Below are 22,952 nucleotides of genomic sequence, written 5' to 3' on the forward strand. Positions count from 1 at the left end.
CTCGTCCGTTTTTATGACGGATTCTATTTAAGGAGTCATAAATTGAGCGTTGAAGCGGCTAAGCATGCACGAGAATTGCTTCTCAAGGAATACCGTGGGGTGCTCTCGACGCACTCCAAATCGATGCCCGGTTTTCCGTTCGGCTCCGTGGTTCCTTACTGTCTGGACGAGCTGGGTCGGCCGCTGATCCTGATCAGCCGCATCGCCCAGCACACTCACAATCTGCAAAAAGATCCGAAGTGCTCGCTCTTTGTCGGCGAGCGTGGCGCCGAAGATGTTCAAGCCGTTGGTCGGCTGACTTACCTGGCGCAAGCGCAGCAGCTTGAAGACGAAGCCGCCATCGAAGCCGCCTCCGAGCGTTACTACCGCTATTTCCCGGAGTCACAGGGTTATCACAAGGCCCACGATTTCGATTTCTGGGTGCTCAAGCCAGTACGCCACCGTTACATCGGCGGTTTTGGTGCGATTCACTGGGTCAACGACCTGACCCTGGCCAACCCGTTCGCCGGCAAGGCTGAAATGAGCATGGTCGAGCACATGAACGCCGATCACGCCAAGGCCATCGCCCATTACGTCGATCTGGCCGGGCTGCCGAAAAACGTGCCGGCGCAAATGGCCGGTATCGATGCCGAAGGCATGCACCTGCGGATCGGTCAAAGCCTGTACTGGTTGCCGTTTCAAGCGCCTTGTAATACGCCGACACAAGTCCGGGAAGCCTTGGTTTCTCTGGCCCACGCCGAGCATTGGCCGAAAAATGAAGTGGCCGATGCTTGAATTAACGAAACGGCGACGTCATCTAAGGTGAACTGGCAAGGCATTCTTGCGTTGAGGAACCATTTGATGCGCCCTTTTTTGTTGCTCTTTCTGCTGTTCCCGGTGTTGGAGCTGTTCGTATTCGTCAAGGTGGCAGGGTCTATCGGGTTTTTCCCGGCCTTGCTGCTGATCATTCTCGGCTCGATGTTCGGTGTGTTCGTGCTGCGCATCGCCGGCCTGGCCACGGCCCTGCGTGCCCGTGAAAGCCTGAGTCGCGGTGAGCTGCCGGCACAGACCATGCTCGAAGGCCTGATGCTGGCATTGGCCGGTGGCCTGTTGATTCTTCCGGGTTTCATCAGCGATGTGATCGGCCTGTTCATGCTGCTGCCGTTCAGTCGCCGTCTGCTGGCGGGTAAAATGCGCCAGCGCGCCGAAGAGCAGGCCATGCGTCAGCGAGCATTCGCCGATGACCTGCAGGCACGGGGCGGTCCTGCCCCGCGCGAGCCACTGGGTCGTGAACCGACCGTGATCGAAGGCGAGTTCGAACACCGCGATTCCAAGTAATACGCACATCCACACGGCACCTTCGGGTGCCGTGTTCGTTTGCGGGGCATCGACCTGAAAAATTTTTCATCGCCGCCCTTGTAATAAGCTTATGCGCCCTTATGTAACGGTCACCGCAAGGTTTCTGGCGAACACGCCAGACAGACTTCCGCGGTTCGCTTGACGAGCCGCAACCGGCGCCGCCGGACTTTGTTAAACCCGCCGGGACTACACCGGCCGATGAAAACCACAATTAGGAGAGATCGACAATGAAGCTTCGTCCTCTGCATGACCGCGTCGTCATCCGTCGCAGCGAAGAAGAAAAGAAAACCGCTGGCGGTATCGTCCTGCCAGGTTCGGCTGCTGAAAAAGCCAACAGCGGCGAAATCCTCGCTGTAGGCACCGGCCGCGTACTGGAAAACGGTGAAGTGCGTGCACTGTCCGTAAAAGTGGGCGACAAGGTTGTGTTCGGTCCTTACTCCGGCAGCAACACTGTGAAAGTCGACGGCGAAGACCTGCTGGTAATGAGCGAGAACGAAATCCTCGCTGTTATCGAAGGCTGATACCCCCGTTCATTTTCCGCTACTACAAAGTATTTAAGGAATATCGATCATGGCTGCTAAAGAAGTTCTGTTTGGCGATTCCGCCCGCAAGAAAATGCTCAAAGGCGTCAACGTCCTGGCTGACGCGGTAAAAGCGACCCTGGGCCCGAAAGGCCGTAACGTGATCATCGAGAAGAGCTTCGGCGCTCCGACCATCACCAAGGACGGCGTTTCCGTAGCCAAAGAAATCGAACTGGAAGACCGTTTCGAAAACATGGGCGCGCAGCTGGTCAAAGACGTTGCCTCCCGTGCCAACGATGACGCTGGTGACGGTACTACCACCGCTACCGTTCTGGCTCAGTCGATCGTCAACGAAGGCCTGAAAGCCGTCGCTGCCGGCATGAACCCGATGGATCTGAAGCGCGGCATCGACAAGGCGACCATCGCCATCGTCAAAGAGCTGAAAAACCTGTCCAAGCCATGCGCTGACACCAAGGCAATCGCTCAGGTTGGTACCATCTCGGCCAACTCCGACAACTCCATCGGCGACATCATTGCCGAAGCCATGGAAAAAGTCGGTAAAGAAGGCGTGATCACCGTTGAAGAAGGCTCGGGCCTGGAAAACGAACTGTCGGTTGTTGAAGGCATGCAGTTCGACCGTGGTTACCTGTCCCCATACTTCGTCAACAAGCCAGAGACCATGGTCGCTGAGCTGGACGGCCCGCTGATCCTGCTGGTCGACAAAAAGATCTCGAACATCCGCGAAATGCTGCCAGTACTGGAAGCCGTTGCCAAAGCCGGCCGTCCACTGCTGATCGTGGCCGAAGACGTTGAAGGCGAAGCCCTGGCGACTCTGGTTGTGAACAACATGCGTGGCATCGTTAAAGTCGCAGCCGTCAAGGCTCCAGGCTTCGGCGACCGTCGCAAGGCCATGCTGCAAGACATCGCCGTTCTGACCGGCGGTACCGTTATCTCCGAAGAGATCGGCCTGAGCCTGGAAAGCGCAACCCTGGAAAACCTGGGCAGCGCCAAGCGCGTGACCCTGTCCAAGGAAAACACCATCATCGTTGACGGTGCTGGCGTACACGGCGACATCGAAGCACGCATCACTCAGATCCGTGCTCAGGTTGCCGAAACTTCCTCGGATTACGACCGTGAAAAACTGCAAGAGCGTCTGGCCAAGCTGTCCGGCGGCGTTGCAGTGATCAAGGTTGGCGCTGGTTCCGAAGTTGAAATGAAAGAGAAGAAAGCCCGCGTTGAAGACGCCCTGCACGCTACCCGTGCAGCCGTTGAAGAAGGCGTGGTACCTGGCGGTGGCGTTGCGCTGATCCGCGCTCTGCAAACCCTGAACGATCTGAAAGGCGACAACGCTGATCAGGACGTGGGTATCGCTGTTCTGCGCCGTGCCGTTGAAGCACCGCTGCGTCAGATCGCTGCCAACAGCGGTGACGAGCCAAGCGTTGTGGTCAACGAAGTCAAGAACGGCAAAGGTAACTTCGGTTACAACGCTGCGACTGGCGAATACGGCGACATGATCGAAATGGGCATCCTGGACCCAACCAAGGTCACCCGTTCCGCGCTGCAAGCTGCATCGTCGATCGGCGGTCTGATCCTGACCACCGAAGCCGCTGTTGCTGATGCGCCGAAGAAAGACGGCGGTGCTGGCGGCGGTATGCCAGACATGGGCGGTATGGGCGGCATGGGCGGCATGATGTAAGCCAGCCTTACCCCTGTACGAAAAAACCCCGCCTGCGAAAGCAGGCGGGGTTTTTTATTGTTCGGACTCTAAAGGCCACAGCCGTTCATTGTGGGAGCGAGCCTGCTCGCGATGGTGTATCAGTCAACATCATTGTTGAATGTTGAACTGCAATCGCGAGCAGGCTCGCTCCCACATTTGATTTGTGTTTCAGACGGCTACAGGTGCCGCGCTTGCTTCGCGATCAGCCTTCAACGCCGGTCGATACAGTACGAAGTAATACGACCCCAAACAAATCAGCCAGCAGAAAACCGCCGTCCACACGTTGTGCGAGAAGAAGTGCGCGCCCTGCATCATCCGCCCGATGGAGAACACCGAACCGAGGGCGAAGGCGAAGACAAACGCTGCGCGAGCCATGCGCGGGCGACGGTCACGCAATACGAAAAACAGGGCAAACAGTGTGAAGCCGGTCGCCGCATGGCCACCTGGCCAGCAACGGCCGGGTTTCTCGGTAGCCGGGCGATGACTCAACAACTCACTGTAAGTCTCGTGACCGCCGAACTGCTCAAGGCTCCATGGGCATTGCACCGCCGTCACCGCTTTCATCGGCGTGACAAAGGAAGTCGCCAGGCCCAGGGACAGCACCAGGCAGCCCAGTTCGCGCTTGAACGGTTTGAGTTTGGCCATGAAAAACGAGGCGGCGTAGCCGAGGATGGCGAACACCGAAAATGCAATGACTACCTGCTTGGCGCGGGTATGCAGGATGTTTTCCAGGAAGTAACTGTGCCGTCCGATGAAGTCACCCGCGACCGGGTCGTAGAACAGCTTGGCAAGGTCCATGTCCAGTGAGCTCAGCTCGAGCAACACCAGAATGATCGCCGCAACGGCGGGAACTCCCAGGCACACCCAGAAGTTGAGCGGGCGAGGGGAAGGGCGGACAGCGGTTGATGACATGGTGGATCCTGAACAAAGGAAAATGCCCCGGGGCATCAGCCCGGGGCGATTCGGTTAACGTTCGCCGACTTGACCGGCACCCTCCTTGGGCGCCTTCCAGCCAAGCAGCTGTTGCTTGAAGCCATAACTGGCGGTTTGGTAATAGGTGATGGCGCGGGTGATCAACGGGTCATCGGCGGTCGACCGGGATTCGCGACTTTCGGTCAGCGCTTCATCGTGACGACGCAAGCCCTGGCGTGGGCTCAAAATCGCCAGGTCCTTGCCGTCGAACAAACCCAGGTGCTGGTAGTTACCGACCACCACGCGTGGCGGCAGCGGGTTGTCCTGCAACAGGTTACGACCAAAGAACGTCGATTCATAATCCAGATTGAGCAAGCCCAGCAACGTTGGCGCCAGATCGATCTGGCTGGCCAATTGCGTAGTTTCCCGAGCCTCGATCAACTTCGGTGCATAGATGAACAGCGGAATCTGATAGTTGGCGATGGGCAAGTCTTCCTTACCGGCGCTGCCTGCGGTGTGGTCGGCGACAAAGATGAAGATTGTATTGTCAAACCAGGGTTTTTGACGCGCCTGATCAAGGAACTGACCAATGGCGTAGTCGGTGTATTTCACTGCGCCGTCACGGCCGTTGCCGGACTTGATGTCGATCCGGTTGTCCGGATAGGTGTAAGGGCGGTGGTTGGATGTCGTCATCAGCTGCAGCAGGAATGGCTGCTGTTTGGCATAGTCGGCATCGGCCAGTTTCAGTGTCTGGTTGTAGAGATCCTCGTCAGCCATGCCCCAGGCATTCTTGAAGTGAATCTCTGACTCCTCGACGCTGCTCTGGTCCACGACGCGGTAGCCGTTGCCGCTGAAGAACGCATTCATGTTGTCGAAGTAACCGCGGCCGCCGTAAACAAATACGCTGTCGTAGCCCACGGCATTGAGTTGCTGACCAAGGCTGGCAAAGCCGCTTTCACGACCCACGCGCTTGACGATCGAGCGACCGGGGGTCGGCGGAATCGCCAGGGTAATGGCTTCCAGGCCGCGGTCGGTGCGGGTGCCGGTGGCGTAGAAATTATTGAAATACAGGCTCTGCTTGCGCAAGGCATCAAGGTTGGGCGTCAGGTTGCGGTTGTCACCGTTGCTGCCCATGTACTTGGCACTGAAACTTTCAATGGTGACCAGCACGATATTGGGTTTGCGCGGGGCGCCCGGGTTATCGATCTGCCGGCGTATGTCCTGCGGGTCCTCACCCACGAAGCGGGCATTGGGCTCGGCCAGTTCGGCGCGAATCTGTTGTGCCACGACCGCCGGTGGCAGCGTGCTGTAGAACTGCGGGTAGTCCAGTTCGTTGTTACGGAACGCGGCGAAGAACTGGTATGGACCGTTGCTCGCCAGTTCGTTCTGATAGGCATTGCCGCCCTGGGCGCGAGGGGCGTCCTGGCTGAGCAACTGCAGGCTCAGGCCGGCGACGATCAACAAACCGAGTGCATTGAGCAGGCGGCCACGCAGCGGCGGCAAGGGCGCATCAAGTGCGGCGTTGAAGGGTTTGCGCAATGCCAGACTCAAGGCGACGGCCAGCACGGCGAGAATGCTCAGCAGCGTGCCGATCGGGTATGACTCCAGCAGGTTGTTCAGTACTTCGTCGGAATACACCAGGTAGTCGACGGCGATGAAATTGAAGCGCACGCCGAATTCATCCCAGAACAGCCACTCGGCCACCGAGGTGAACAGCATCGCGAACAGACTGACGGTCAGCAGACCCTGAAGAAACCATCGATGGCCACGAGTGCGCCACAAGGCCGGCGGGCACAGCAACAGGTAGAGGCCCATGGGCAGCGCTGCGTAAGCGATAAAGCCCAGGTCGTAAAGCAGGCCGATACCAAACACCGACAGGAAGCCGCTACCGGCCTCATTCAGATGCGTGAGGAGCAGGACTGTTCGAGTCAGAAAAAAAATTGCCAGCCAGGAGCCGGTCACCAGCAGCAAAAAGCGCATGGGTGCCGTCTTCAAATAGTCCATTTTTTGCATTCCTTATTATCAACCGCGTGAGAGTCTCGGCTGACCACTGTAGTCAGCACGTGAATCGATAGTGAAAAACTTGTCAATCATACCTTTCAGTTGATCGAATTGATTCACCCATGGCCTTCCCCTAGCCGTGAGCCACACTTGGCCTTAAGCTGCGCGGGCCATGACGGCCGTTACTGTGGACGGAGAGATACCCATGCGAATTCTATTGGTTGAAGACAACCGCGATATCCTGGCCAACCTGGCCGATTACCTGGGGCTCAAAGGCTATACCGTGGATTGCGCGCAGGATGGTCTGTCGGGTCTGCATCTGGCGGCCACCGAGCACTACGATTTGATCGTACTCGATATCATGCTGCCCGGCATCGATGGCTACACCCTGTGCAAGCGCCTGCGCGAGGATGCCCGCCGCGAAACGCCGGTGATCATGCTCACGGCTCGCGATCAACTGGATGACCGTCTGCAAGGCTTCAAGTCCGGCGCCGATGACTACCTGATCAAACCGTTCGCCCTGTCTGAACTGGCGGCGCGTATCGAAGCGGTCATGCGTCGAACCCAGGGCGGCGGGCGGCGGACCTTGCAGGTCGGCGACCTGAGCTATGACCTCGACACTCTGGAAGTCACTCGCGAAGGCCGCTTGCTGAAACTCAACCCGGTCGGCCTGAAGTTGCTGGCCGTGTTGATGCAGAAAAGCCCTCATGTGCTGCGCCGGGAAATTCTTGAAGAGGCGTTGTGGGGCGATGACTGTCCGGACAGCGACAGCCTGCGCAGCCATGTCCACCAACTGCGCCAGGTGATCGACAAGCCGTTCGCCAAGCCATTGCTGCAAACCGTGCACGGTGTGGGGTATCGCTTGGCCGAGGGCCGTGATGGAGTTTAAGCAGAGCCTTGCTCAACGAATCATCATTGCCTTTGCGCTGACGAGCGCACTGGTGGCGGGTGCCTTTGCCATGGGCATCGTGGCGACCGTGCACCTGGTGGAAGAAAAACTGATTTCGGCAGGCCTGGGCGGCGATTTGCAGCGCCTGTTACTGATGGACAATGTCACGGACTGGAGCCATCGCCCCGAACCGGACCAATTGTTTTACTTCAGCGGTGGACCGGGCGACTTCCAGCTGCCCAAGGATTTGCGGCACCTGGAGCCGGGTTTCCATGAAGTGTTCCGTGAAAACCTGTCATACCACGCCATGGTCGAAATCGTCGACGGCCGACGTTATGTGTTGTTGCAGGACCAGAGCGACTTCGAAGAGCGTGAGCGGGTGCTGTTCGCCGTGGTGCTGGTGGGGTTCGTACTGAGCCTGGCGCTGGCGGTGTTTCTCGGCTGGGTCCTGGCACGCAAGGTCATGGCGCCGGTGGTGCGGCTGGCCCGCCAGGTGCGCCATCGCGATCAACTGCTCGGCCTGGCCCCCCCTTTGGCCCCGGACTATGCCGCCGACGAAGTGGGCGAGTTGGCCGTCGCCTTCGACGCCACCCTCGGGCGCTTGCGTCAGGCCTTGACCCGCGAGCGGTTGTTCACCAGCGACGTCAGCCACGAATTGCGTACCCCCCTGATGATATTGGCCAGCTCCTGCGAGTTGTTGCTGGAAAACCCCGGTATCGATCAACGCGGCCGTGCCCAGGTCGAGCGCATCGCCCGGGCATGTGAAGAAATGCGTGAGCTGGTGCAAACCTTCCTGATGCTGGCCCGTGCCCAGCGCGAAGACGCCAGCATGTCGCCGCAACAGTCCCTGGGCCAGGTGGCCGAGGATCTGCTCGGTCTGTGGCGCGAACCCATTGAAAGCAAAGGGTTGAAGCTGATCTTCGAACCGGGCGAGCCTGAGGCCAAGGGCTACAATGCAACGCTGCTGCACGCGGTGATGGGTAACTTGCTGCGCAATGCCTTGCACTACACCGAAAAGGGCTTCATCCGCCTGACCCTGACGGGCGCGGGCTTTCTGGTAGAAGACAGTGGTGTGGGCATTCCCGAGGAAAAACGCGAGGCGATGTTCGAACCATTCGTTCGGGGCAGCGAAAAGCGCGGGGAGGGTTTGGGCCTGGGGCTTTCACTGGTGCAGCGGATCTGTGAAAACCAGGGCTGGAGCGTCAGCCTGACAACCATGGAGCCTAATGGCTGCCGTTTTCAGGTGGAGTTGTTCCGAACTTGATCAGTTGAGTCAGGCGTCCGGCAGCCCCTGTCAATTATGTAAAACCCTGTAATACTTCAGGGTTTTCTACAATGAAATTTTCACAATCGGATCACCTGTCACCAACACCACGAAACCTAAGGTGGTTGTTATCAGAAGCTCAGGAGGCCTGATGATGGACGGCCCGATCAAGCTCGATTTTTCCGAAAAATACGACGATCAACACGCGCAACGCTATTTGCGCAAACATCAGGATGGTCTCGGACGCCGATTGTCCCATTGGCGTGACGAACAACTGGCGCGCAAGGCACTGGCCCTGGTTGGCGAGCCTGGCCTGGTCCTCGACTTGCCGTGCGGTGCAGGGCGTTTCTGGCCCTTGCTGGCGGAAAAATCCAACCGCGTGATCATCGGCGCCGATAACTCGGAGTCCATGCTGAAGATCGCAACCCAGGCGCAACCGGCCGAAGTGGTGAAACGGGTACAACCCTTGCACACTTCTGCATTCGACATTGCCTTGCCAAACAATGCCGTCGACAGCATTTTTTGCATGCGCTTGCTCCACCACATCGGTGAAGCCGAGCATCGCATGGCTATTTTGCGCGAATTCGAGCGTGTTTCCCGTGACAGCGTGATCTTGTCGCTGTGGGTCGATGGCAACTTCAAGGCCTGGAAACGCAAGCGTTCGGAGAAAACCCGTGGGCAGGAAGGTTACCAAAATCGCTTCGTGTTACCGGCCGCTACCGTAGAAAAGGAATTTGAGCAGGCGGGTTTCCGCATCCAGGAACAACTGGACTTTTTGCCGCTCTATGCGATGTGGCGAGTTTACGTATTACGCAAGAGGTAACAGGATGGCAGTGCAGTGTGCAGCAGAAACGGAAGTCGTTCCCCAGGACCGCTTCGATTACTTTTGGAATCAGCGCGGTGAATGGGTAGAAGAACCCAACGTCCGTCGCGGAGGGGAGAGCGGCGTTCAACGAGTGATGGGCAGTGATGGTCAGTTGCTCTACGTCAAGCGCCAGACCGGGCATATCCATCGTAGCTGGCAGCACCCTTTCGGTCGACCTACGGTACTGCGCGAGCGTGATGCGCTCACCGGTGTGACCGAGCTTGGCGTACGGGTTCCGCATATCGTTTTCTGTGGCGCACAGCGCGATCCTGTGCACAAATGGCGTGCCCTGCTGGTCACCAAGTCGCTGGATGGCTTCGAGGAAATCGAGCACTGGTACGCCGGTGGCGGTCGCGAGCGCCATGGTGAAGCCGTAAACGACCGTGTGCTCAAGGACCTGGCTGAAAACCTGGCCCGTATGCACAAGGGTCGTTGGCAACACGGCTGCATGTATGAAAAGCACGTGTTTGTTCGCGTGACGGGTGAGGGCGAGTCGGCCAGGGTCGAAGTTGCCCTGATCGATCTGGAGAAAAGCCGACAGCGCTTGACCGCCTATCGCGCTTCTACCCATGACATGAAGCAATTGCGTCGCCACTCGTCGTTCAGCGACGCAGACTGGAAAAAGCTCGTCTACTTTTATGAGACGGCGTTTGGCAGCGCTATCAAGGGTTTATAGCGATGAAACTCGAAATTGCACGAGGTTTGTTTCTGGTAGGAGCCTTGGCAGTTGCATCGATCGCGATGGCAGCCTGGGAGCAACCGCGCCCCCAGGTTCTCAGTTCGATAAGCGCAGATGAACATTGTCCGTTGCCACGGGTTGCGAAGGCATCCGTGGCCACCCAACCCGATCATGATTTGTTGTTGTTCATGTTCGGACTTTCTCAGGGATTGAGGCCGCAAAGTTGAACCGATTGAAGCCCAAATGAAAGGCCTCGCACTTGCGAGGCCTTTTTTTTGGTTCTTCACGCAATCCCGGGAAACTGTAGGAGCCAGCCTGCTGGCGATGGACTCAAGTGCGCCGCGTTCATCCAGTTCATACGCGTTATCGTTAACGACCATCGCCAGCAGGCTGGCTCCTACAAGGGGCCGTGCCCATGCTTAAACCCGCCAGCACCGGAGGCGATGATCAATGGCACCATGCCGAACACCATCGCCGCGGTAGTCATCAAGACCGGGCGCAACCGGATGGCCGCCGCTTCCTCCACTGCTTCGCGTGCCGTCAGGCCCTTGTCCTTGCGTAGCTGGTTGGCGAACTGGACGATCAGAATGCCGTGCTTGCTGATCAGCCCGATCAAGGTCACCAGCCCGACCTGGGTGTAGATGTTCATGCTCGACCACCCCAGGAACAGCGGAATCAATGCGCCGCAGATAGACAGCGGTACGGTGACCAGGATCACCAGCGGGTCGCGGAAACTTTCGAACTGAGCCGCCAGCACCAGGAAAATGATCGCCAGTGCCAGGGCAAAGGTGACCCACAGGGCACTGCCTTCCTGAACATATTGCCGTGATGCGCCGGCGTAGTCGAAGGCAAAACCGGCGGGTGCCTCTTCCCGGGCGATCTGGCGCACGAGGTCGATGGCTTCCCCCATGCTCACCAGCGGCACGCCGGAGAGGATGGCTGAGTTGAGTTGCTGGAACTGGTTCAGCTGTCGCGGTCGAGCGCGGTCGGTGACAGTGATCAGGGTCGACAACGCCAACAGTTCGCCCTGGGTGTTTTTCACGTAGTAATTGTTCAGCCAGTCCGGATTGTCGCGGAACGGCCGCTCGACCTGGGCGATGACCTTGTAGCTGCGACCTTCAATGGTGAAGCGGTTGATCTCGGCTTCACCCAGCAGGGTCGCCAGGGTTCCCCCCAGATCCTGCATGGAAACCCCCATCTGCGCGGCCTTGGCGCGGTCGATATCCACCACCACTTCCGGCTTGTCGAAGGCCAGGTCAACGTGGACAAACGCAAACTTGCCTGATTCCTTCGCACGTTTTTTTACCCGTTCGACCACCTGCAGCAGCAATTCGTAATCGTTGGCGGAGTTTATGACGAACTGGAACGGCACGCCTTCGCCGGTGCCTGGCAGGGACGGCAGGTTGAAGCCGAAAATCTGCAACCCCGGGATCTTTTCCAGTTTGCCCTGCACCTCGGGCAGGATCGCCATTTGCGTGCGGCTGCGCTCGTTCCACGGCCTGAGCAGGAAACCGCCAATGCCCGATTGCACGCCGTTGAAACCGTTGATCTGGAACGACGAGTAGTACTCGGGAAACGCCTTGAAGATCGAGATGAACTCGTCGGTGTAGGTGTTCAGGTAGTCGAGGTTGGTCGGTTGCGGGGCGTTGGCTATCATGAAAATGATGCCCTGGTCCTCATCCGGCGCCAGTTCCGATTTGGTGAATTTGAGAAGGACCGGAATCAGGCACAGCACGATCACGGCGAACACCAGCACCACCGGCCGGGTGTTGAGGGTGCCGTGAAGCAGGCTCTGGTAGCGGCGCTTGAGGCCTTCGAAAATCATGTCCAGGCGATGGGCCAGGCCGCTGGGATTCTCGTCGTGACGCAGCAGAAATGCACACATCATCGGCGACAGGGTCAGGGCGACGATACCGGAAATCACCACCGCGCCGGCCAGGGTCAGGGCGAACTCCTTGAACAGCGCCCCGGTCAGGCCGGTCAGGAAACCAATCGGCGCATACACCGCCGCCAGGGTGATGGTCATCGAGACCACCGGCATGGCGATTTCCCGGGCGCCTTCAATGGCAGCCTCGAGCGGTGTCTTGCCTTCCTCGATGTGGCGGTGAATGTTTTCCACCACGACGATGGCGTCATCCACCACCAGGCCGATGGCCAATACCATCGCCAGCAGGGTGAGCAGGTTGATCGAGTACCCCATCATCTGCATGAAGAACATGACGCCGATCATCGATAGCGGGATGGTCACCACCGGGATCACCACCGACCGCAGGGCACCGAGGAACAGGAACACCACCACGATCACGATCAGCACCGCTTCGAACAGGGTTTTCACCACTTCATCGATCGAGGCCTGGATGAACAGGGTGGCGTCGTAGGCAATTTCACCCTTGAGGTTCGGCGGTAGCTGGGCCTCCAGGTCCGGCATGATCTTGCGCACTTCCTTGATCACTTCCAGCGGGTTGGCGCCGGGCGTTGCCTTGATGCCGATGTACACCGACGGGGTGCCACCGAACGAGCTGATGGTGTCGTAGTTTTCCGCACCCATTTCCACACGTGCCACATCGCGCAGCAACACACGGCTGTCGCCATCGACCTTGAGCGGAATGGTCCCGAACGCTTCGGCGGACTTGAGTTCGGTATTGGCGTTGATGCTGGTGACCACGTATTCGCCTTTCACCTCGCCGGCGGCCGAGAGGAAGTTGTACTGGCGCACTGCGTTGGTCACATCGCTGGCACTCAGGCCGAAACCCGCCAGCTTCATCGGGTCCAGCCACAGGCGCATGGCAAATACCTGGTTACCGAGGATCTCGGCTTCGGCCATGCCGGGCAAGGTCGCCAGTTTGGGCTGGATCACCCGTGACAGGTAATCGGTAATCTGCGGGTTGCTCAATTCCTTGCTGAAGAAGCTCATGTACATCAGCACTGACGCATCGGCAGACTGTTTGCTCAGCACCGGGTCTTCAGCGTCCTGGGGCAGTTGGCTCTTGACCTCGTTGGCCTTGGCCAGCAGTTCGGTAAACAGACGGTCGCTATTGGAGCCGATGCGCGCGTAGATCGAGATTACCGAGAAGTTCTGGCGACTGACCGAGGTCATGTAGTCGATGCCTTCGGCGCTGGCCAGGCTTTGCTGCATCGGTTGGGTGATGTAGCCCTGGATGGTCTCGGCGTTGGCCCCGGGGTAGGCGGTGGTCACCGTGATCAGGGCGTTTTCCATCTGCGGATACTGGCGCAGTGGCAGCTTGCCCCAGGCCTGGAAGCCCAGCAGCACAATCAGCAGGCTGACCACGGTTGCGAGAACCGGACGGCGGATGAACGGATCGGTAAAAGCCATGGGGATTCCTTGATCAGTCCGCGCGTGGCGGGCTGTTCCGCTCGGCCAGGGTCTTGTCGTCGCTGATGGCAATGTGTGCGCCGTTGTCCAGTTTGAGCTGGCCGGCGGTCACCACTTTCTCGCCGCTCTGCACGCCTTTGGTGATCATCACTTGCCCATCGCGGCGTTCGCCGGTTTCGACAAAACGTCGTTCGGCGATCAGCACCGGTTGACCCTTGTCGTCCTTTTGCGGGCTGCCGTCTTCGGCCTTCTTTGGTACGGCCACGTACACCGAGTTGCCGTAGAGTGTGTAGGTAATCGCGCTTTCCGGCACCACGATGCGCGGTTGCGGATCGGGCAGGAGCACCTGGAGACTGGCGAACATGCCTGGCATCAACTTGCCATCGGGGTTGGCCAGGGTGGCGCGGACCTGCACGTTACGGGTGCTGTTCTCGACTTTAGGGTTGATTGCACTGATGGTGCCGGGGTACTCCAGGGTCGGATACGCCGCGACAATGACCTGCACTGGCTGGCCGAGAGCAATCTTCGGCACCGACTGCTCGGGCACAAAAAAGTCGACATACAGGCTGCTGAGGTCTTGCAGGGTGGCGATCATGGTGCCAGTGGCCACATAGTCGCCGACGTCCACCTGACGAATGCCGATGGTACCGCTGAAGGGCGCGACGATGCTTTTTTTGCCGAGCGCAGCCTTGAGTTGATTGACCGTGGCCTTGCTCTTTTTCAGCACCGCCGAAAGTCGGTCGAACTCGCCTTTGGAAATGGCCTGGCTGCCGACCAGTTGGCTACCGCGACCGTAATCGAGCTGTGCCAGCCCGAGGTCGGCCAGAGCAGTTTCCAGCAGGGCACTTTCTACGGCGCTGTCGAGGCGCAGGAGTGGTTGACCGGCCTTGACCTTTTGCCCTGACTCGAACTGCAAATCGATGACGGTGCCATCTGTCTCCAGGCTCAGGTCCACGCCTTGCAATGCCTTGAGCGTGCCAACGGTAGGCAGGCGGGCTTGCCATGGGCGCTCGGTGGCGGTGGCCACGGAAACGCTGATGGCCGGTCTGGGTGCAGAGTAGCCTTGAACCATCGTGTAAATCGAGAAGGCTTTGTACGCGGCCAGGACCAGCACAATCAGTAGAACAACACCCAACATGAACAGCATGCGGCGACGCAGCATATTCCAGTTCCTTGGAGAAAATCAGGTGAGACAGTGGGGCACATTACCGGGAGTGTAGAGGGTAATCCAACTGCCGTTTTTACAGGTTGTGAGGTATTAGAGAGGTGAAAGGCTGAAAGATTCGCCGCCCAGGGCCGCGCCTGCGGGATGACGTACATCCCGCAGGTGCGGCCCTGGGCGGCGATCTTTTCAATGATTTACGCCATCAGATGCAGATGGTTGTCCCAGAGCCCTGCAGGTAGCTCCAGCGGTTTTGCGACAAGGTTTGTCTGGCGGCAGTCGTAGTAGCGGCAGCGCCCTTGACCGGAGGTCACGACAAAACCATCGGCCACCGCGCCGACCCCGGCACAATCGGGCAGTGGCGCATCCAGGCGTACTTCACCGCTGTCCAGGTCCCAGATGAAAAAGCGGTTGCCACGTGGTGCAGTCAACGCCACCAGACGCAAGTCGCTGTGTACCGCGACGCTGGCGGTGTAATGCCCCATGGCCTGCAACTGGTGCTCGGGCACCGGGAACGCGACGAAAGGCTGACCGGGACGCTTGATCGCCAATAGCTCCGACGACTCGTGGGCCGCGCCCATGAATTGCTGGCTGGCGACGATGGTGCCGTCGCTGGCGATGGCCAGATGGCGCACGCTGTTCATCTGCTGGGCGAGGGTTTCCTTGCTCAGCAGGGTGCCGTCACGTTGCATCAGGACCAGGCTCGGCTCCATGGCGTTGAGGTTCATCTCCACCCGGCTTTCGGCCTCGGTGCGAATCCCGCCGTTGGCCACCACCAGGGTTTCGCCATCGGGCATCCACGACACCTGGTGCGGGCCGAGGCCGTGGGTGGAAATCTCGCCGCTGTGCACCAGCTGTTCGCCTTCGAATTTATACACGCCGAGCAGGCCGCGACCCGGATCGGTGGTGTCGTTTTCGGTGGCGTACAGCCAGTCGCCGCTATGGTGAATGACCGCGTGTCCGTAGAAGTGCCGGTTCGGTTGTGACACCACGGTTTGCAGGAGCGCGCCGTCGCGCAGGTCGATCAGGTAGCTCTCGGTCCCCGGACGGCGGGCGACAAACAGCGCAATCGGCAGGGTCGGGTGGTTAATGATGTCGTGGCAACGCTGGCCGACCCGGGTGGCGAACACCTGAGTGCCATCCAGCCGATAACCGACGGCGTAATGCTGGCCATCGGTATCGTCCCGTGCCGAAAGCAACAACGGACTCCTGTCCTTTTGCTTGAACAACTTCCAGCCGCCCAGCGTCACCGCACCCAGCAACAAGCTACCTAAAGTCAGAACCTGGCGTCGCAGCATGGACCTTGCCCTCATCAGTCACCGTCGTTGGCGTTGAAGCCCAGTTGGATGCCCAACGCTTTGGCCAGGTCAGCCTCGTGCAGACGATGTACAACGTTGAGGCTTTCGTACAGGTCGTTGAGCTGCTGGCGGCCGGTGTCGTCACCGAGCATTTCGGTCAGCGAGCGCTGGTTGCCGGCAAACAGTTTCAACGAGGCGGCGTAGGCAGCATCGATCTTGTCGGCCAACGGTTTCTGCTCGCTCGGCAACAGGCTGCGCAGGCCTTTGTTATCCACACCTTCCCAGACCGTTTTGGCGGCCGCGAGGCTGGCTTCGAGGCTGGTCAGGGACGACTGGCTACGCCATGCATCGGCCTGGAACGGTTGCGGCACGCCCTTGCTCTGGCGGCCCATCGGCGTGCCGAGTTTTTTCTTCAGGGTGTCGATGGCCGTGACTTGCACGCGCAGCAGGTCGGCGATCGCTTCATGGGAGTCCGCATAGCGCTGGTTCGGGAATTTGCTCATTTGCGAGAGCATGCCGTCGGTGTTGTTCCAGGTTTGCAGAATGTCTTCGGCCAACTGTTTCTGGCGCTCACCGATGGCGACCAGCAGCGGGCAGTATTTGGCCTTCTGCTCAGCGTTGGCCACGTCAGGCTTGCTGTCGAACAGAATGTATTCGTAAGCCGAAAGACCCTGTACCACAACGCTGGACTTGGCCAGTGCGGCGGCATCGATTTGCGGCTGGGCGATGACCAGTTGCTCGACCTGACGGCCGACCAGGTTTTTCTTGTCCGGCCAGAACTGCACTTGCCACGAACGGTTGCCTTCGGCCAACGGCCCGATCAGCAAGGGTTGCAGCTCGGCCCAGGCTTTTTGCGCGTGCAGGAAATCGGCACGGGCGGTTTCCAGGGTTTCCTTGCCTTCGCAGTAGGCGAGGGCGCTGACCGCCAATTGACGGTCGGCTTCAACCCAGCGGGTGTAGGTTGGCAGGATCACCGATTTGGCGATGGCCGCCGATGTGACCGCTTGCGGGTCCTGGGGCGAGCAGGCGCCCAAGGCGAGGGCGGCAAGGCTGGTGAACAACAATTTGGGACGGAACATGTCGGGCTCCCGCGAGTGGAATGCGTGTTAAAGGGAATTCAGGAACGCCAGCAACGCAGCGCGTTGCTCGGCATTGAAAGACAAAACCTGTTGCTGCGCCGCTGTCGCCTCGCCGCCATGCCAGAGCACCGCCTCAAGCAGGTTGCGGGCGCGGCCGTCGTGCAGGAACCGGGTGTGGCCGCTGACCGCCTGTGTCAGGCCGATACCCCACAACGGCGGGGTGCGCCATTCACGGCCACTGGCCTGGAACTCGGTACGGTTGTCGGCCAGGCCGTCGCCCATGTCATGCAACAGCAGGTCGCTGTACGGGCGAATGACTTGATTGGCCAGTTCAGGTTCGGCAGCGTTGGCGGCGGTGGTGTATTTCGGTGTGTGACAGGACTGGCAACCTGCCTGATAAAACAGGGTCTTGCCGGCCAGCACTTCAGGAGCGTTAACGTCACGACGGGCCGGTACGGCAAGGTTGCGGCTATAGAACAGCACCAGGCGCAGAATGTTGTCGCTGACTTCCGGCTCGCCATTCGGGCCGTTGCCACTCGGTGCCTGCTTGCAGGCCGTTTGCGCGTCCGTGCAGTCATCAAAGGGTCTCAGGCTGGTCGTGAGCCCCATATCCCCCGAAAACGCGTGAACATTTTGTTGATTGAGGTTCGGTTGTCCGGCTTTCCAGCCAAATCGTCCCAGAACGGTCTTTTGCCGGGTGTCATCCCAGACCCGGTTCGGTCGTCCGCTGATGCCGTTTTCCGCCTTGGCCTGTGCCTCGGCGTTGGCCAGGATTGCCTCGTCGGGGATCGCTTCGAGCAGGCCCAGGCCAATCATCGGCGGCGCAACACGGGCCGAGAAACGGGTGTCGGGGTGCATGGGGCCGTAACCCAGCTGGGTGATGTTCAGGCTCGGTTTGCGCAGCTCGATTTCAGTACCGTCCTTGAAGCGAACCGGCACGGCGGTGTAATCGACCCGCACTTTGCCTTCGGGGGCCACACCGGGCACGGCCATGTCCTGGAACTGACCGCCGTAGACGGGCTCCGGCACCACGCCGATCTGCTCGATGACCTTGGCATACGCCGGGGCGTCGGGTATCGACAGGCGCACCAGCATCGACACGGCATTTACGTCGTTGGGCGCTGGCGGGTGGCCGCGGCCGTCCTTGATGTGGCAGCCCTGACAGGCATTGGTGTTGAACAGCGGGCCGAGGCCATCGCGAGCGGTCGTCGTCGATGGGGCGATCACCCAAGGGCTGCGGAAGAAACTGTTGCCGACGCTGAAATCCACGCGCCGTGACGGCGGCAGATTCGCCGAGGGCATGGAAAACGAGTTCTGATCGGTCTTGCGCACCGTCGCACTGCCGCCGGAGCGGGCTTCACCGGGTTCGGCCCGGGTGAATTTCGGGGCGTCATCGCAGGCACTCAGGCCCAGGGCCAGAAACAGTGCGGACAAGCGAAGAGGCAGCGAGGGCATCAGACATCCTGCAAGACGAGCAAAACAAGGGCGCAAAGTCTAACAGGGGATGGGAATTTGAATAAGAGGAATTATCGTTTGCTTGATGTGGGGCAGAGTTTATCTGGAAACGATGATCCCTCTGTGGGAGCGAGCTTGCTCGCGATGGGGCCATCATGACCAATATCAATGTTGAATGTGCTACCGCTATCGCGAGCAAGCTCGCTCCCACAGGGGATGAGTTGTGGCGGACACAAAAAAGGCGACCCGAAGGTCGCCTTTTTACTCACTCAGCCAGCGTTGATCAGAATTCGTGATCAGCGTTGTCCGGGTTCAGGTCGTTGATGCCCAGTTTGCCAGCGGCGGCTTCGATCGAACCGGTCTGCTTGACCAGGGAAGCGATGGCGTCACGGACGATCTGGTTGCCAGCGGTATTGCCGGCAGCGATCAGCTGGTCGTAGTGCTCACCCTTGTTGGCGTGGTCGACCATGATCTGAATCTTGGCTTCGGTGGCGGCCAGGTCTGCCTTCAGCGCGGTGTCGGCAGCCGGGTCGGCCTTGGCCACCAGGGACGACAGGCTGGCGCCGGTCATTTTGCTGCCATCAACACGGGTGTATTCGCCCAGGTACACGTTACGAATGCCCTTGGCATCGTAGAAGTGCGAGTTGTGGGTGTTGTCGCTGAAGCAATCCTGTTCGTCTTCCGGGGAGTTGGCTTCCAGGGAAACCTTCATGCGCTCGCCCGCCAGCTCGCCCAGGGACAGGCTGCCCATGCCGAACAGCATTTTGCGCAGGCCGGACTCAGCCGGTTCCGCTTCCAGGGTGGCGCGGTAGTTGTCGGCCACGTTCGGCTTCCAGTTGCCGACCATTTCTTCAAGGTCGCTGACCAGCAGTTGGGTCACGGATTTCAGGTAGGCACGACGACGGTCGTTGTGACCGCCGGTTGCACCTTTGCCTTCCAGGTAGTCCGACGCCGGACGGTTGCCGGCGCCAGGGCCGGTGCCGTTCAGGTCCTGGCCCCAGAGCAGGAATTCGATGGCGTGGTAGCCGGTGGCGACGTTGGCCTCGGAACCGCCCAGCTCGTTCAGGCTGGCGAGTTTTTCCGGGGTGATGTCTTTGACATCGACCTTGTCTTCGCCGATCTGAACTTCGGTGTTGGCGATGATGTTGGCAGTGGCACCCGGGTTGCCCAATGCGTGTTCGTAGGACTTGTCGACGTAGTCGATCAGGCCTTCGTCCAGCGGCCAGGAGTTCAGCTGACCTTCCCAGTCGTCAATGATGGTGTTGCCGAAGCGGAACACTTCGCTCTGCAGGTAAGGCACGCGAGCGGCGACCCAGGCAGCCTTGGCGGCTTTCAGGGTGTCGGCGTTCGGCTTGGCGAGGAAGGCGTCTACGGCGGTTTGCAGGGTCTTCGCGGTGGATTCGGCATCGCTGTAAACGGCGAAAACCATGTCGGCGTAATGGGCGACAACGGCTTTGGCGGCGGCTTCGTCGACTTTACCGGCAGCGGCAGGCGCAGCGGCTGGAGCCGCCGCAGTGCTGGCAGCTGGCGCAGGCGCGGCAGCTTTTTCTTGGTCTTTACCTTCGCCGCAACCGGCGAGGGAAATAGCGATGGCCAACAGACTGGCGGTAGCCAGAGGCATACGAATCATGGCGAACATCCTGCTTCGATAAGGGGTGGAGTCGTGCTATGCACACGCAAAACTGCGACATAATGCAAATCTTTCGCATTATGTGTAAAGGGTTGTACCTGGAAATATTTCTTATTCAGCGGGTGGTTTGCGGAAAATCAAAAGATCGCAGCCTTGTAGCAGCTGGCGGAGCCTGCGTTCGGCGGCGCAGCCGTCGTGAGATCAGGCACCTCGGTGTGTCAGGCGAACTGCGTCGTCACGCAGGCTCCGCCAGATGCTACAAAGGCTGCGTTGTTTCAGAGAATGACCGCGTTACTGCGTTGGGCTTGCTTCAGGTAAAGGCCCAGTTCCCGTGCCGGCAACGGCTTGCTGTAGTGATAGCCCTGACCTTCGTGGCAGCCTTCGGAGATGATGTAGGCCTCTTGCTCGGCGGTTTCCACGCCTTCGGCAATCACCTGCATGCCCAGGCTCTTGCCCAGCTGGATGATGGCCCGAACGATGGTCGCATCGTCGTCGTCATCGAGCAGGTCCTGGACGAAGCTCTTGTCGATCTTGATCTTGTCCAGCGGCAGGCTCTTCAGATAGCTCAAGGACGAATACCCGGTTCCGAAGTCGTCGATGGCGATCAGCGCGCCGGAGCGGCGCAGGCTGAGCAAGTGCTGGGCTGCGGTGCTGATGTCTTCCATCAGGCCGGTTTCGGTGACTTCCAGCTCCAGGCTGCGCGGCGGCAGGCGATACATCTGCAGCAGGTTGTTGACCACCCGCGGCAGTTCGGCGTGGTGCAATTGAACCGTGGACAGATTCACCGCCATGCGCAGGTCACTGAAACCCTGGTCATGCCACTCGCGTAATTGTTTGCAGGCCTGGTCCAGCACCCATTCGCCAATGGCAATGATGGTGCCGTTCTGTTCGGCCAGCGGGATGAACAGGTCCGGTGGCACCATGCCGTGCTCGGGGTGTTGCCAGCGAATCAGGGCTTCGACGCCCACCACGCGGTTTTCGCGATAGCTGATCTGCGGCTGGTAGACGAGGTAGAACTGATTGCGGATCAGGGCATCGCGCAGGTCCTTTTCCAGCTCGCGGCGGCGGCGCATTTCGGTGTCGACGCTGGCGATATAGAACTGATAGCGGTTGCGCGAGCGGGTCTTGGCCAGCGTCATGGTCTGCTCGGCCTTTTGCAGCAATTTCTCGGTGCTGTCACCGTCCTCGGGGAACAGGGTGATGCCGATGGTGGCGCGCAGGCGGATCTCCTGATGGTCGAGGGCAAACGCCGCTTCCAGGTCATCGAGAATGCTTTGTGCCAGCTCGGCGGCTTCGTAGGGCTGCTCGATATCGGCCTGGACCAGGGCGAACTGGTCGCCACCGAGGCGGGCGAGTGCGCCCAGGCGACCGCTATGACCGCGCAGGCGATCGGCCAGGGCCAGCAGCAATTGGTCGCCAGTCTGGTAACTGAACTGCTCGTTGATGCCCTTGAAGTCATCGAGGCCGACACACAACACCGCGACCCGGCGCTGTAGCCTGCCGGCGTCGATGAGGATCTTGTCCAGTTGCTGCTGCAATTGCTGCCGGTTCGGCAGTCCCGTCAGGAAATCGTACTGGGACATGCGCAACAGGCTGTTTTCCGCTTCGTGGCGCAGATGGGTATTGCGTTCGATGGACTCGAGCAACTGGTTGGCGGTGTTGATCCAGATGCCCAGTTCGTTTTTCTCGTGCCCCTTGAGCAGCGGAATCTTGTGTTCGCTGGGACGATCAGGATTGATTTCCGTGAGGTGCTCGATGATCCGCGACAGCGGCTTGGTCAGCAGCCAGTGATAGACCAGATACAACACCAGCCCCATGGCGAGCGCGCGCAGTACGCCGGAAATGAAGATGATCACCGAGCTGACGATGAACCCTTGGCCATAGGTGGCGGTATCGAGGGTGATGCTCAGGTCGCCGTAATATTCGCTGTAAGGCCCGCGACCGACCAGTTGGGTGGTGAAGGTGCGCTCCTTGCCAAGAATCAGGTCGGTCAGCCAGCGGCTGTGGGAGTGCTGCAGCTCGCGGGTTTTTTGCGCGAGCATGGCTTCGTTGGGATGGCCGATGGAAGCCTGGCGCACGGCGGCGTCCTGAAACAGGCCTTCGATCACCTGCATGCCCATTTCCCGGTCCAGGCTGTAGACGGCCTGGGTCGAGGGGTCGCGAAACATGTCGAGGATGCGCTCGGCATCGCTGGCGACGGCCTGACGTGTTTTATAGGCATCGAACACAATCTGCGCGCAGCTCAAGACCACGCCGACGATCAATGCCGACAGGAGCACGACCCGAAGCAACTTCACCGACAAGCTGTTCTTGAGTTCCAGCTTCAAAGGGTTATTCCTTGTTCCGTGCGGGTAGCATCAAGTTGCCATGAGTATTGGCAATCCCGTGATGGCAGTCAAAGGGACAATCATCCTTGAAGGATTTTGCCCGCAGCTTGGCCGAATTGCAGTTGTCTTGATGAGTTAGCCTATTAGCACTGTGTCGGTTGTTGAGTCCTTCAACTTGAGGGGCAGGGGTGGAGATATTTTCCTTTTGTTTGATGTTAGTCGTCTGTAGCGGTGGGGCAAGGGGAGCAAGGCTTGTTTCATCGTTGGAAAATGCCCTGGATTCTGGGGGGGGGGGGGGGTGGGTTTTTAATCGAGTACATATCCGTTGCTGCGGTAACGGCGGCTTATGGTTTCGCCCTTACGGCGACTCACTTTTTTTACAAGCGCCTAAAAAAAGTAAGCAAAAAAACGCTCGCCCCTGACGTACGGCCCCTCGCTTAGGCTCGGGGTTCCTTCGCTCCGGCATTCATCCGGGGGCATC

At 59.4% G+C, this 22,952-nt stretch carries 17 protein-coding genes and 1 pseudogene; 9 read left to right on the forward strand and 9 right to left on the reverse strand.

All coding sequences use genetic code 11. The annotated features are described in order from the left end of the window. Positions 1 to 42 precede the first annotated feature (42 nt). The 4 genes from AB4Z35_RS26615 to groL all read left to right on the forward strand — a co-directional run bounded on the left by AB4Z35_RS26615 (position 43) and on the right by groL (position 3,555). A complete protein-coding gene (locus AB4Z35_RS26615; RefSeq protein ID WP_442100367.1) occupies positions 43 to 774 on the forward strand; it encodes a HugZ family pyridoxamine 5'-phosphate oxidase in 732 nt (243 codons plus the stop codon). A 66-nt stretch (positions 775 to 840) separates the two neighbouring features. Next, a complete protein-coding gene (locus tag AB4Z35_RS26620) occupies positions 841 to 1,317 on the forward strand; it encodes an FxsA family protein (protein WP_442100368.1) in 477 nt (158 codons plus the stop codon). Between the two features lie 248 nt (positions 1,318 to 1,565). Then, complete coding sequence (locus tag AB4Z35_RS26625) at positions 1,566 to 1,859, forward strand: co-chaperone GroES (protein ID WP_007985847.1); 294 nt, start codon at positions 1,566 to 1,568, stop codon at positions 1,857 to 1,859. Between the two features lie 49 nt (positions 1,860 to 1,908). Then, a complete protein-coding gene (groL, locus tag AB4Z35_RS26630; protein WP_007985845.1) occupies positions 1,909 to 3,555 on the forward strand; it encodes a chaperonin GroEL in 1,647 nt (548 codons plus the stop codon). Between the two features lie 189 nt (positions 3,556 to 3,744). Here the strand turns inward: groL and AB4Z35_RS26635 are convergent, their stop codons facing one another. Continuing rightward, a complete protein-coding gene (locus AB4Z35_RS26635; protein ID WP_442100370.1) occupies positions 3,745 to 4,488 on the reverse strand; it encodes a phosphatase PAP2 family protein in 744 nt (247 codons plus the stop codon). Between the two features lie 54 nt (positions 4,489 to 4,542). Continuing rightward, positions 4,543 to 6,492, reverse strand: coding sequence for an LTA synthase family protein (locus tag AB4Z35_RS26640; RefSeq protein ID WP_442100372.1), 1,950 nt, complete (start codon positions 6,490 to 6,492; stop codon positions 4,543 to 4,545). A gap of 202 nt (positions 6,493 to 6,694) precedes the next feature. Between AB4Z35_RS26640 and colR the strand changes: the two genes are divergently transcribed. The 5 genes from colR (at position 6,695) to AB4Z35_RS26665 (ending at position 10,413) form a co-directional block, all read left to right on the forward strand. Next, positions 6,695 to 7,378 (forward strand): two-component system response regulator ColR, encoded by a 684-nt coding sequence (gene colR / locus AB4Z35_RS26645; protein WP_007985839.1) that lies wholly within the window; start codon positions 6,695 to 6,697, stop codon positions 7,376 to 7,378. Beyond that, on the forward strand, positions 7,368 to 8,642 hold the full coding sequence (locus AB4Z35_RS26650) for a sensor histidine kinase (protein WP_442100373.1): 1,275 nt from the start codon (positions 7,368 to 7,370) through the stop codon (positions 8,640 to 8,642). Before colR ends, AB4Z35_RS26650 begins: the two co-directional genes overlap by 11 nt. 154 nt (positions 8,643 to 8,796) lie before the next feature. After that, positions 8,797 to 9,465: a class I SAM-dependent methyltransferase gene (locus AB4Z35_RS26655; RefSeq protein ID WP_442100384.1), complete on the forward strand. Its 669-nt coding sequence runs from the start codon at positions 8,797 to 8,799 to the stop codon at positions 9,463 to 9,465. A 4-nt stretch (positions 9,466 to 9,469) separates the two neighbouring features. Continuing rightward, a complete protein-coding gene (locus tag AB4Z35_RS26660) occupies positions 9,470 to 10,183 on the forward strand; it encodes a lipopolysaccharide kinase InaA family protein (RefSeq protein WP_442100374.1) in 714 nt (237 codons plus the stop codon). Positions 10,184 to 10,185: 2 nt separating this feature from the next. Beyond that, positions 10,186 to 10,413, forward strand: a complete 228-nt coding sequence (locus AB4Z35_RS26665) for a hypothetical protein (protein ID WP_277531404.1) — start codon at positions 10,186 to 10,188, stop codon at positions 10,411 to 10,413. Between the two features lie 200 nt (positions 10,414 to 10,613). Here AB4Z35_RS26665 and AB4Z35_RS26670 read toward each other — a convergent pair. From AB4Z35_RS26670 to AB4Z35_RS26700, 7 genes and pseudogenes are all read right to left on the reverse strand, one after another. Beyond that, positions 10,614 to 13,520 (reverse strand): annotated as a pseudogene (locus AB4Z35_RS26670) (multidrug efflux RND transporter permease subunit); the annotation flags it as partial. Between the two features lie 13 nt (positions 13,521 to 13,533). Continuing rightward, positions 13,534 to 14,682 carry an efflux RND transporter periplasmic adaptor subunit gene (locus AB4Z35_RS26675; RefSeq protein WP_442100376.1) on the reverse strand — a complete coding sequence of 383 codons (1,149 nt, stop codon included), beginning with the start codon at positions 14,680 to 14,682 and terminating at the stop codon, positions 13,534 to 13,536. 197 nt (positions 14,683 to 14,879) lie between these two features. Then, positions 14,880 to 15,980, reverse strand: coding sequence for a DUF1513 domain-containing protein (locus tag AB4Z35_RS26680; RefSeq protein ID WP_442100377.1), 1,101 nt, complete (start codon positions 15,978 to 15,980; stop codon positions 14,880 to 14,882). 14 nt (positions 15,981 to 15,994) lie between these two features. Next, positions 15,995 to 17,059: an imelysin family protein gene (locus AB4Z35_RS26685; RefSeq protein ID WP_442100378.1), complete on the reverse strand. Its 1,065-nt coding sequence runs from the start codon at positions 17,057 to 17,059 to the stop codon at positions 15,995 to 15,997. A 27-nt stretch (positions 17,060 to 17,086) separates the two neighbouring features. Further along, positions 17,087 to 18,514, reverse strand: coding sequence for a di-heme oxidoreductase family protein (locus AB4Z35_RS26690; protein ID WP_442100380.1), 1,428 nt, complete (start codon positions 18,512 to 18,514; stop codon positions 17,087 to 17,089). Positions 18,515 to 18,797: 283 nt separating this feature from the next. Next, the gene (locus tag AB4Z35_RS26695; protein WP_442100381.1) at positions 18,798 to 20,144 is read right to left on the reverse strand and encodes an imelysin family protein; all 1,347 of its coding nucleotides are present in this window, start codon (positions 20,142 to 20,144) and stop codon (positions 18,798 to 18,800) included. Between the two features lie 275 nt (positions 20,145 to 20,419). Continuing rightward, complete coding sequence (locus tag AB4Z35_RS26700) at positions 20,420 to 22,471, reverse strand: putative bifunctional diguanylate cyclase/phosphodiesterase (RefSeq protein WP_442100382.1); 2,052 nt, start codon at positions 22,469 to 22,471, stop codon at positions 20,420 to 20,422. Positions 22,472 to 22,952 lie beyond the last annotated feature (481 nt).

It is taken from the genome of Pseudomonas sp. KB_15, assembly GCF_052114525.1.
Taxonomy (GTDB): Bacteria; Pseudomonadota; Gammaproteobacteria; order Pseudomonadales; family Pseudomonadaceae; genus Aquipseudomonas.

Bases quoted from the DNA above. Each gene is read 5' to 3' on its own strand.
- AB4Z35_RS26620 (WP_442100368.1), top strand. From the start codon at position 841: ATGCGCCCTTTTTTGTTGCTCTTTCTGCTGTTCCCGGTGTTGGAGCTG.
- AB4Z35_RS26625 (WP_007985847.1), top strand. From the start codon at position 1,566: ATGAAGCTTCGTCCTCTGCATGACCGCGTCGTCATCCGTCGCAGCGAA.
- groL (WP_007985845.1), top strand. From the start codon at position 1,909: ATGGCTGCTAAAGAAGTTCTGTTTGGCGATTCCGCCCGCAAGAAAATG.
- AB4Z35_RS26635 (WP_442100370.1), bottom strand. From the start codon at position 4,488: ATGTCATCAACCGCTGTCCGCCCTTCCCCTCGCCCGCTCAACTTCTGG.
- AB4Z35_RS26640 (WP_442100372.1), bottom strand. From the start codon at position 6,492: ATGGACTATTTGAAGACGGCACCCATGCGCTTTTTGCTGCTGGTGACC.
- colR (WP_007985839.1), top strand. From the start codon at position 6,695: ATGCGAATTCTATTGGTTGAAGACAACCGCGATATCCTGGCCAACCTG.
- AB4Z35_RS26650 (WP_442100373.1), top strand. From the start codon at position 7,368: ATGGAGTTTAAGCAGAGCCTTGCTCAACGAATCATCATTGCCTTTGCG.
- AB4Z35_RS26655 (WP_442100384.1), top strand. From the start codon at position 8,797: ATGGACGGCCCGATCAAGCTCGATTTTTCCGAAAAATACGACGATCAA.
- AB4Z35_RS26660 (WP_442100374.1), top strand. From the start codon at position 9,470: ATGGCAGTGCAGTGTGCAGCAGAAACGGAAGTCGTTCCCCAGGACCGC.
- AB4Z35_RS26665 (WP_277531404.1), top strand. From the start codon at position 10,186: ATGAAACTCGAAATTGCACGAGGTTTGTTTCTGGTAGGAGCCTTGGCA.
- AB4Z35_RS26675 (WP_442100376.1), bottom strand. From the start codon at position 14,682: ATGCTGCGTCGCCGCATGCTGTTCATGTTGGGTGTTGTTCTACTGATT.
- AB4Z35_RS26680 (WP_442100377.1), bottom strand. From the start codon at position 15,980: ATGCTGCGACGCCAGGTTCTGACTTTAGGTAGCTTGTTGCTGGGTGCG.
- AB4Z35_RS26685 (WP_442100378.1), bottom strand. From the start codon at position 17,059: ATGTTCCGTCCCAAATTGTTGTTCACCAGCCTTGCCGCCCTCGCCTTG.
- AB4Z35_RS26690 (WP_442100380.1), bottom strand. From the start codon at position 18,514: ATGCCCTCGCTGCCTCTTCGCTTGTCCGCACTGTTTCTGGCCCTGGGC.
- AB4Z35_RS26695 (WP_442100381.1), bottom strand. From the start codon at position 20,144: ATGATTCGTATGCCTCTGGCTACCGCCAGTCTGTTGGCCATCGCTATT.